7 protein-coding genes and 1 pseudogene are annotated in these 9349 nt (G+C 62.2%); 6 read left to right on the top strand and 2 right to left on the bottom strand.

The window, feature by feature from the left end; all coding sequences use genetic code 11:
• Together rpoC and NKH83_RS31180 are read left to right on the top strand one after the other, a co-directional pair.
• A partial coding sequence (gene rpoC, locus NKH83_RS31185; protein ID WP_352509898.1) for a DNA-directed RNA polymerase subunit beta' occupies positions 1–3552 on the top strand: 3552 nt, incomplete at its 5' end.
• An 85-nt stretch (positions 3553–3637) separates the two neighbouring features.
• Positions 3638–4303, top strand: coding sequence for an O-methyltransferase (locus NKH83_RS31180; RefSeq protein ID WP_352480673.1), 666 nt, complete (start codon positions 3638–3640; stop codon positions 4301–4303).
• 48 nt (positions 4304–4351) lie between these two features.
• Here the strand turns inward: NKH83_RS31180 and NKH83_RS31175 are convergent, their stop codons facing one another.
• Both NKH83_RS31175 and NKH83_RS31170 read right to left on the bottom strand, forming a co-directional pair.
• The gene (locus NKH83_RS31175; protein WP_352480671.1) at positions 4352–5281 is read right to left on the bottom strand and encodes a Gfo/Idh/MocA family protein; all 930 of its coding nucleotides are present in this window, start codon (positions 5279–5281) and stop codon (positions 4352–4354) included.
• Positions 5282–5404: 123 nt separating this feature from the next.
• Positions 5405–5686, bottom strand: coding sequence for a transcriptional regulator (locus NKH83_RS31170; RefSeq protein ID WP_254817147.1), 282 nt, complete (start codon positions 5684–5686; stop codon positions 5405–5407).
• Positions 5687–6148: 462 nt separating this feature from the next.
• Between NKH83_RS31170 and rpsL the strand changes: the two genes are divergently transcribed.
• The 4 genes and pseudogenes from rpsL to NKH83_RS31150 all read left to right on the top strand — a co-directional run.
• The gene (gene rpsL / locus NKH83_RS31165) at positions 6149–6520 is read left to right on the top strand and encodes a 30S ribosomal protein S12 (RefSeq protein WP_006333356.1); all 372 of its coding nucleotides are present in this window, start codon (positions 6149–6151) and stop codon (positions 6518–6520) included.
• 85 nt (positions 6521–6605) lie between these two features.
• Positions 6606–7076, top strand: coding sequence for a 30S ribosomal protein S7 (gene rpsG / locus NKH83_RS31160; protein WP_008875664.1), 471 nt, complete (start codon positions 6606–6608; stop codon positions 7074–7076).
• Between the two features lie 30 nt (positions 7077–7106).
• The gene (fusA, locus tag NKH83_RS31155) at positions 7107–9197 is read left to right on the top strand and encodes an elongation factor G (RefSeq protein ID WP_254817148.1); all 2091 of its coding nucleotides are present in this window, start codon (positions 7107–7109) and stop codon (positions 9195–9197) included.
• A gap of 67 nt (positions 9198–9264) precedes the next feature.
• A pseudogene (locus NKH83_RS31150) lies at positions 9265–9349 on the top strand (GTP-binding protein); the annotation flags it as partial.

Below are 9349 nucleotides of genomic sequence, written 5' to 3'. Positions count from 1 at the left end.
CAGAAGAAGTACCTGAAGCGGCTCAAGGTCGTCGAGAACTTCATGGAGTCCGGCAACCGTCCGGAATGGATGATCATGAAAGTGGTTCCGGTGATCCCGCCGGACCTGCGCCCGCTTGTCCCGCTGGACGGCGGCCGTTTCGCCACGTCGGATCTGAACGATCTCTATCGCCGCGTCATCAACCGCAACAACCGCCTGAAGCGGCTGATCGAGCTGCGCGCGCCCGGCATCATCGTGCGCAATGAAAAGCGCATGCTGCAGGAAGCCGTCGATGCACTGTTCGACAACGGCCGTCGCGGCCGCGTCATCACCGGCGCCAACAAGCGTCCGCTGAAGTCGCTGTCCGACATGCTGAAGGGCAAGCAGGGCCGGTTCCGCCAGAACCTGCTCGGCAAGCGCGTCGACTATTCCGGCCGTTCGGTCATCGTCACCGGTCCCGAGCTCAAGCTGCACCAGTGCGGCCTGCCAAAGAAGATGGCGCTCGAACTGTTCAAGCCCTTCATCTACGCCCGTCTCGACGCCAAGGGTTACTCCTCGACCGTCAAGCAGGCGAAGAAGTTGGTCGAGAAGGAGCGTCCGGAGGTCTGGGATATCCTCGACGAGGTCATCCGCGAGCATCCGGTGCTGTTGAACCGCGCGCCGACGCTGCACCGCCTCGGCATCCAGGCGTTCGAGCCGATCCTGATCGAAGGCAAGGCGATCCAGCTTCACCCGCTGGTCTGCACGGCCTTCAACGCCGACTTCGACGGCGACCAGATGGCGGTCCACGTGCCGCTGTCGCTGGAAGCGCAGCTCGAAGCCCGCGTGCTGATGATGTCGACCAACAACATCCTGCACCCGGCTTCCGGTGCGCCGATCATCGTGCCGTCGCAGGACATGGTTCTCGGTCTCTACTATCTCTCGATCGTCAACCAGAACGAGCCGGGCGAGGGCATGGTGTTTGCCGACATGGGCGAACTCCAGCACGCGCTCGAGACCAAGGCGGTGACACTGCATGCCAAGATCAAGGGGCGCTTCCGTACGGTCGACGCCGACGGCAAGGTCGTGTCGAAGATCTACGACACTACGCCTGGCCGCATGATCATCGGCGAACTTCTGCCGAAGAACCACAATGTGCCGTACGAGACCGCCAACCAGGAGATGACCAAGAAGAACATCTCCAAGATGATCGACACCGTCTACCGCCATTGCGGTCAGAAGGAGACGGTCATTTTCTGCGATCGCATCATGGCTCTCGGCTTCAGCCACGCCTGCCGTGCCGGCATTTCGTTCGGCAAGGACGACATGCTGATTCCGGACGCCAAGATCAAGCTGGTGTCCGACACCGAGGCTTTGGCCAAGGAGTACGAGCAGCAGTACAATGACGGCCTGATCACCCAGGGCGAGAAGTACAACAAGGTCGTCGACGCCTGGGCCAAGTGCTCGGAAAAGGTCGCCGACGAAATGATGGCCCGCATCAAGGCTGTCGAGTTCGAGGACAACGGCCGTCAGAAGCCGATGAACTCGATCTACATGATGTCGCACTCCGGTGCGCGCGGTTCGCCCACCCAGATGCGCCAGCTTGCCGGCATGCGCGGCCTGATGGCCAAGCCTAGCGGTGAAATCATCGAGACGCCGATCATCTCGAACTTCAAGGAAGGCCTCACCGTGCTCGAGTACTTCAACTCGACCCACGGCGCCCGCAAGGGTCTGGCCGACACCGCCTTGAAGACGGCGAACTCGGGTTATCTGACGCGTCGTCTCGTTGACGTGGCGCAGGACTGCATCGTCAACTCGCTCGACTGCGGCACCGACAAGGGCCTCACTATGCAGCCGATCGTCGATGCCGGTCAGGTCGTCGCCTCGGTTGGCCAGCGCGTTCTCGGCCGCACCTCGCTCGACGACATCACCCACCCGGTCACCGGCGAGGTTCTGGTCAAGGCCGGAACGCTGATGGACGAGCGTGACGTGGAACTGATCGAAAAGGCCGGCGTGCAGTCGGTCCGCATCCGTTCGGCGCTGACCTGCGAGGTCAGGGTCGGCGTCTGCGCGGTCTGCTACGGACGCGATCTGGCCCGCGGCACTCCCGTTAACCAGGGCGAGGCTGTCGGCGTCATCGCGGCGCAGTCGATCGGCGAGCCGGGCACCCAGCTCACCATGCGTACCTTCCACATGGGCGGCACGGCGCAGGTGGTGGATTCCTCGTTCCTTGAAGCCTCGTACGAGGGCAAGGTCGAGATCCGCAACCGCAACGTGGTGCGCAACTCCGACGGCCAGCTGATGGTCATGGGCCGCAATATGGCGGTGCTGATCCTCGACGAGGCCGGCAAGGAACGCGCCACGCACCGCGTCACCTACGGTTCGCGCATCTTCGTCGACGATGGCGACAAGGTGAAGCGCGGCCAGCGTATCGCCGAGTGGGATCCTTATACCCGCCCGGTCCTCACCGAAATCGAGGGCAAGGTCGCGTTCGAGGATCTGGTCGACGGCATTTCCGTTCAGGAAACCGCCGACGAATCGACCGGCATCACCAAGCGCGAGGTCATCGACTGGCGTTCGACGCCACGCGGCAACGACCTCAAGCCGGCGATCGCCGTCCTGGATGCCAAGGGTAAGGTCGGCAAGCTGTCGAAGGGTGGCGACGCCCGCTTCCTGCTCTCGGTCGAGGCCATTCTTTCGGTCGAGCCGGGCGCACAGGTTCGCCCCGGCGACGTGCTGGCGCGTATTCCGATGGAGAGCGCCAAGACCAAGGACATCACCGGCGGTCTGCCGCGTGTTGCCGAGCTGTTCGAGGCACGCCGTCCGAAGGATCACGCCATCATCGCTGAGATCGATGGCACGATCCGCTTCGGCCGCGACTACAAGAACAAGCGCCGTATCATCATCGAACCGCATGACTCGACGCTTGAGCCGGTCGAATACCTGATCCCGAAGGGCAAGCCGTTCCATCTCCAGGACGGCGACGTCATCGAGAAGGGCGACTACATCCTCGACGGCAATCCGGCGCCGCACGACATCCTGGCGATCAAGGGCGTGGAGGCGCTTGCCTCCTACCTCGTCAACGAGATCCAGGAAGTCTACCGACTGCAGGGCGTGTCGATCAACGACAAGCACATAGAGGTGATCGTTCGCCAGATGCTGCAGAAAGTCGAGATCACCACGCAGGGCGATTCGACCTACATTCCGGGCGACCACGTCGACGTGATCGAACTGGAAGAGGTCAACGAGCGCCTGGTCGAGGAAGGCAAGAAGCCGGCAGAAGGCCAGCCGGTGCTGCTCGGCATCACCAAGGCCTCGCTGCAGACGCCGTCCTTCATCTCGGCCGCCTCCTTCCAGGAGACGACGAGGGTGCTGACCGAAGCTGCGGTTGCCGGCAAGACCGACATGCTGCAGGGCCTGAAGGAAAACGTCATCGTCGGCCGGCTGATCCCGGCCGGCACCGGCGGCACGATGAGCCAGATCCGGCGCATCGCCACCTCGCGCGACGAGCTGATCATCGACGAGCGCCGCAAGGCGTCTGGCGTCGAGGTCGCCGAGCCGATGCTGACCGACATGGCTTCCGCCGCGCAGTAAGCGCGCAAGAAAGAGAAGATAGAAAAGGGGCCCAAGTGGCCCCTTTTCGCATTTTGGTTCTCTAATCGGATCGGAGAAGAAAACGATGAGCATGAAGACCTGGGCTTCTGTCGACGACTACATTGTCGAGGCTCTTTTCGATGCGGATCCCGCCCTCGATGCCGTTCTGGCGGCCAACCATGACCACGGCCTGCCGGCGATCGATGTTTCGCCGGCACAGGGCAAGCTGCTGTCACTTCTTGCGCGAATGCAGGGAGCTAAGAAGGTACTCGAAATCGGCACGTTGGGCGGCTATTCGACAATCTGGATGGCGCGAGCGTTGCCCGTGGACGGCAAGGTCGTGACGCTCGAGCTTGATCCGCACCACGCCAGTGTCGCGCGGTCGAACTTTGAACGCGCAGGGGTGTCGGACCGGGTAGAACTGCGGGTCGGACCGGCGCTTCAATCGCTTGCGGCGTTAGGCGCCGAGAATGCCGGGCCGTTCGACTTCATCTTCATCGACGCCGACAAGCCGAACAACCCGCACTATCTGTCCTGGGCCATGCGTCTTTCGAGGCCGGGGACCGTCATCGTCTGCGACAATGTCATCCGTGACGGCGCGGTGGTGAATGAAGATGGTCGTGACGCCAATGTCGAAGGGGCACGCGCGGCGTTTTCGTTCATCGGCGGCGACAAGCGTCTGGAAGGCACCGCGATCCAGACTGTTGGCGCCAAGGGCTATGACGGCTTTGCCATAGCGATCGTCAATTGAATTTGCGCGGTGAGTGGCCGGACATGCGATCCGGCCGACGCCCGCTGATCAATCGAAAAACGCTTCCACCACATTGCGCCTGCCCAGCATGAAGGCGTCGGCGACGTGCTGCAGGGGCGCGAGGTCGACGTCGGAGGTGCCGGCGCGCACGATCTCGGCGAATCGCTTGTAGAGCATCGGGTATTCCGCTTCCGGCTCCTCGTGAACGACGCGGCCATCGACAGCGAGCTTCGAGCCGCCGCCAGAAAGCGCCATCGATCCGGCCTCGGTGTCGGCCAGAATGTCCCAGCTCTGCGGGCCGGTCTGGCGCCAGTCGAGTTCCATCGTCACCGGCAGACCGTTCGAAGTGCGGAAGGCGATATGGGCGGCGATTGGAGCCGCGCGGTTTTCGGGGAAATCGAGCTCTGCCGAACTGATGAACATTGGCGGCAGGATGTGGGTGGCGATCGACAGTGCGTTGATGCCGGGATCGAAGACGCCGAAGCCGCCCGGTGCCCAGATCCACTCCTGGTTCGGATGCCAGCGGCGGACATCTTCCTTCCAGATGATGGCGGCCGATCTGATTTTGGTTGAACCGAGGAAAGCGCGAGCCGCCTCGACAGCCGGCGCATAGCGTGAATGCCAACTGGCGAACAGCGAGACGCCGTTCGCTGCCGCCAGCGCCTTCAGGTCCTCGACCTCGCTGACGGTCGCGCCCGGCGGCTTTTCCAGGAAGACATGCTTTTTCGCCACCAGCGCCGTGCGTGCGGCGTCATAACGGAACTGCGGCGGCATGCACAGCGACACCGCCTCGAGCTCCGGCACCGCGTCGAGCATCGCCTCGATCGTCGGGAAATTCGGGATGTCTTCGACTTTGCCGTGGCGGCTCGCTGCGGCGACCAGGCGATAATCCTGGTCCTTCGCCAAGGCCGGCAGGTGCTGGTCGCGGACGATCTTTCCCACGCCGACGATGCCGAGCTTGATGGGACTAGAGGACATGGGAGCTCCGCAGGTTGAGTGTGCTTGGTTTTACCAGAGGTCGCTTCTTAGCAGAGAACTTGTGTCGGGCAAGTCGCCGGGCTTTTGTCGCCGGCCGTGAGATCGACCGGGATTCAGATCTCTTCAGATCGGCACATCGAAGGTCACGATCGACACTTCGCCTTCGAGCGCGCCCTGATAGGCGGACAGATGCGGCTCCTCGTCGGGCACGCCGTCCAGGTCACCGATCTGGTCGAGCTCGGCCTCGGCGTAACCTTCCGCGGCAAGTGATTCGAGAGCGCGGCGCACCGCCGAATCGTCGTCCGGGGCGACCAGCATCACATGCACGCCTTCCGGCTTGCCGCCTTTGCGCTTCCACACCCGGCCGGTAATAATGGTGACCGGGCGCTCCTCATTGTCATTCACGGGTTCGTACCTCCGGGCGAGGGGTTTTGGGCTGTTCATGCCGCCTTTTCGCACGAAGCACGGCGTGGAAACAGCCGCAAGCCGGTCACTTTCTGCCTTCCTCTTGAAAAACGGCGCAAGAAAATTACATGCGTTTTTCGCATGGCTGCCAAACCTCGGGTTCAGCGCAATATTTGCCGCTCCGGGGTTGACGGACAGTGGCCACACGAGTAGAAGCCGCCCAGTCAGAACCGATGTGAGGCTCTCGCTTCCGAAGCGACACGCTTTGGAGTTTGCCTCAAACAGGGTTCGTTTTACGAGCGAAAAGACATTTCCGGCGTGCATGAAGCGGCTTCCGCTTCCTCTGCCATTTGTTCGGGCAAGACCGCGAGGCGCGGTTTGTGGCCCGAATTTGCGTATGGAAATGACGCTTTGAGCGGCCCTGACCGGGCAAGACACGGAATTGAGAGACAAGAGGGTTTAATGCCTACCGTCAACCAGCTGATCCGCAAGCCGCGCATTGCGCCGGTGAAGCGCAACAAGGTCCCGGCCATGCAGCAGAACCCGCAGAAGCGGGGCGTCTGCACGCGCGTCTACACGACGACGCCGAAGAAGCCGAACTCCGCGCTGCGCAAGGTGGCCAAGATCCGCCTGACCAATGGTTTTGAAGTGATCGGTTACATCCCCGGCGAAGGCCACAACCTTCAGGAACACTCGGTGGTGATGATCCGCGGCGGCCGCGTCAAGGATCTTCCGGGCGTCCGTTACCACATCATCCGCGGCGTGCTCGACACGCAAGGCGTGAAGAACCGCAAGCAGCGCCGTTCGAAATACGGCGCCAAGCGTCCGAAGTGACCGAAGCGTAGCCAAGGTCGTTCCGGACGGCGTCAAGCGACGATCCGGGATCCAGGCCACCGCGTAGAATTGAGGCAGAGAAAAAATGTCCCGTCGTCACAGTGCAGAAAAGCGTGAGATCAATCCGGACCCGAAGTTCGGCGACCTGATCGTCACCAAGTTCATGAATGCCGTCATGTATGATGGCAAGAAGTCGGTTGCCGAGACCATCGTCTACGGCGCGCTCGACCAGGTCCAGTCCAAGACCAAGCAGGAGCCGGTCACCGTCTTCCATCAGGCGCTCGACAATGTCGCGCCACATGTGGAAGTGCGTTCGCGCCGCGTCGGCGGCGCCACATACCAGGTTCCGGTCGACGTGCGACCCGAGCGCCGTCAGGCATTGGCCATCCGCTGGCTGATCGCCGCCGCCCGCAACCGCAACGAGACCACCATGGTCGATCGCCTCTCCGGCGAGCTGATGGACGCGGCCAACAACCGCGGCACCGCCGTCAAGAAGCGTGAAGACACCCACAAGATGGCAGAAGCCAACCGCGCTTTCGCGCACTACCGCTGGTAAAGCGCGAACGAGACTGAAGAGGCACCTCCCATGGCCCGCGAATATAAAATCGAAGACTACCGCAATTTCGGTATCATGGCGCATATCGACGCCGGCAAGACGACGACCACCGAGCGCGTCCTCTATTACACGGGCAAGTCGCACAAGATCGGCGAAGTCCACGACGGCGCTGCGACCATGGATTGGATGGAGCAGGAGCAGGAGCGCGGCATCACCATCACGTCGGCCGCCACCACGACCTTCTGGAAGGGTCGCGACGGCAAGATGTATCGCTTCAACATCATCGACACCCCCGGCCATGTCGACTTCACCATCGAGGTCGAGCGTTCGCTGCGCGTGCTCGACGGCGCCATCGCGCTGCTCGATGCCAATGCCGGTGTCGAGCCGCAGACGGAGACCGTCTGGCGCCAGGCCGACAAGTATCGCGTGCCGCGCATGATCTTCTGCAACAAGATGGACAAGATCGGCGCCGACTTTTACCGCTCGGTCGAGATGATCGGTTCGCGCCTCGGTGCGCATGCCGTCGTCATGCAGTTGCCGATCGGCGCCGAGACCGAGTTCAAGGGTGTCGTCGATCTCGTCGAGATGAACGCGCTGGTCTGGCGCGACGAGACGCTGGGCGCTGCCTGGGACATCGTCGAGATCCCTGCCGACCTCAAGGCTCGTGCCGAAGAATACCGCGAGAAGATGATTGAGGCCGCCGTCGAAATGGACGAAACGGCGCTCGAGAATTACCTCGAAGGCAAGATGCCGAGCAACGACGAGATCCGTGCACTCATCCGCAAGGGCACGATCGCGGTGAAGTTCTATCCGATGTTCTGCGGCTCGGCCTTCAAGAACAAGGGCGTGCAGCCGCTGCTCGACGCCGTCGTCGAATATCTGCCGTCGCCGGCCGATGTCCCTGCCATCAAGGGCGTCGACGCCAAGACCGACGCCGAGATCGAGCGTCATGCCGACGACAACGAGCCGCTGTCGATGCTCGCCTTCAAGATCATGAACGACCCGTTCGTCGGTTCACTCACCTTTGCCCGCATCTATTCGGGCAAGCTCACCAAGGGCATCTCGGTCGACAACACCGTGAAGGGCAAGAAAGAGCGCATCGGCCGCATGTTGCAGATGCATGCGAATTCGCGCGCCGACGTCGAAGAGGCATTTGCCGGCGACATCGTCGCCCTCGCTGGTCTCAAGGACACCACCACCGGCGACACGCTCAGTGATCCGCTGCATCCGGTCATCCTCGAGCGCATGGAATTCCCCGATCCGGTCATCCAGATCGCCATCGAGCCGAAGACCAAGAACGACCAGGAAAAGATGGGCCTCGCCCTTCACCGCCTGGCCGCCGAGGATCCGTCCTTCCGCGTCAAGACCGACGAGGAAAGCGGCCAGACCATCATCTCCGGCATGGGCGAACTTCACCTCGACATCATCGTCGACCGCATGCGCCGCGAGTTCAAGGTCGAGGCCAATGTCGGCGCACCGCAGGTGGCCTACCGCGAGACGATCACCCGCAAGCACGAGCAGGACTACACGCACAAGAAGCAGACCGGCGGTACCGGCCAGTTCGCCCGCGTCAAGATCCTGTTCGAGCCGAATCCGGAAAGCAGCGAATTCGAGTTCGAAACCAAGATTGTCGGCGGCGCTGTGCCGAAGGAATACATCCCCGGTGTCGAAAAGGGCATCAACAGCGTCATGACCTCGGGCCCGTTCGCCGGCTTCCCGATGATCGGCGTCAAGGCGACGCTGATCGATGGCGCCTACCACGACGTGGACTCGTCGGTTCTGGCCTTCGAAATCGCCGGCCGCGCCTGCTTCCGTGAAGCAGCGCCCAAGCTTGGCGTGCAGTTGCTCGAGCCGATCATGAAGGTCGAGGTGGTGACGCCGGAAGATTACGTCGGCAGCGTTATCGGCGACCTGAACGGCCGTCGTGGCCAGATCCAGGGCCAGGAGGCCCGCGGCGTCGCGGTGGTCATCAACGCGATGGTGCCGCTCGCCAACATGTTCAAATACGTGGACAACCTTCGCTCGATGAGCCAAGGCCGCGCGGCCTACACGATGCAGTTCGACCATTACGAGCCGGTCCCGACCGCGGTCGCCCAGGAAGTCCAGAAGAAATACGCGTAACTCGAAACGAGTTGCACCAGTAACTTAATTCAAGGCCCGCACGGGCTGGCAGGAATGGAGAGATCACATGGCAAAAGGTAAATTCGAGCGCACTAAGCCTCATGTGAACATTGGCACGATTGGTCACGTCGACCATGGCAAGACGTCGCTGA

The organism is Mesorhizobium sp. M0909 (assembly GCF_040319515.1).
Taxonomy (GTDB): domain Bacteria; phylum Pseudomonadota; class Alphaproteobacteria; order Rhizobiales; family Rhizobiaceae; genus Mesorhizobium.
The sequence above is the reverse complement of the archived record's forward strand: the minus strand, read 5'-3'. Positions and strand labels throughout refer to the sequence as shown.

What these genes read in the sequence shown, in the direction of transcription:
- NKH83_RS31180 (WP_352480673.1), top strand. Translation starts at nt 3,638, where the DNA reads ATGAGCATGAAGACCTGGGCTTCTGTCGACGACTACATTGTCGAGGCT.
- NKH83_RS31175 (WP_352480671.1), bottom strand. Translation starts at nt 5,281, where the DNA reads ATGTCCTCTAGTCCCATCAAGCTCGGCATCGTCGGCGTGGGAAAGATC.
- rpsL (WP_006333356.1), top strand. Translation starts at nt 6,149, where the DNA reads ATGCCTACCGTCAACCAGCTGATCCGCAAGCCGCGCATTGCGCCGGTG.
- rpsG (WP_008875664.1), top strand. Translation starts at nt 6,606, where the DNA reads ATGTCCCGTCGTCACAGTGCAGAAAAGCGTGAGATCAATCCGGACCCG.
- fusA (WP_254817148.1), top strand. Translation starts at nt 7,107, where the DNA reads ATGGCCCGCGAATATAAAATCGAAGACTACCGCAATTTCGGTATCATG.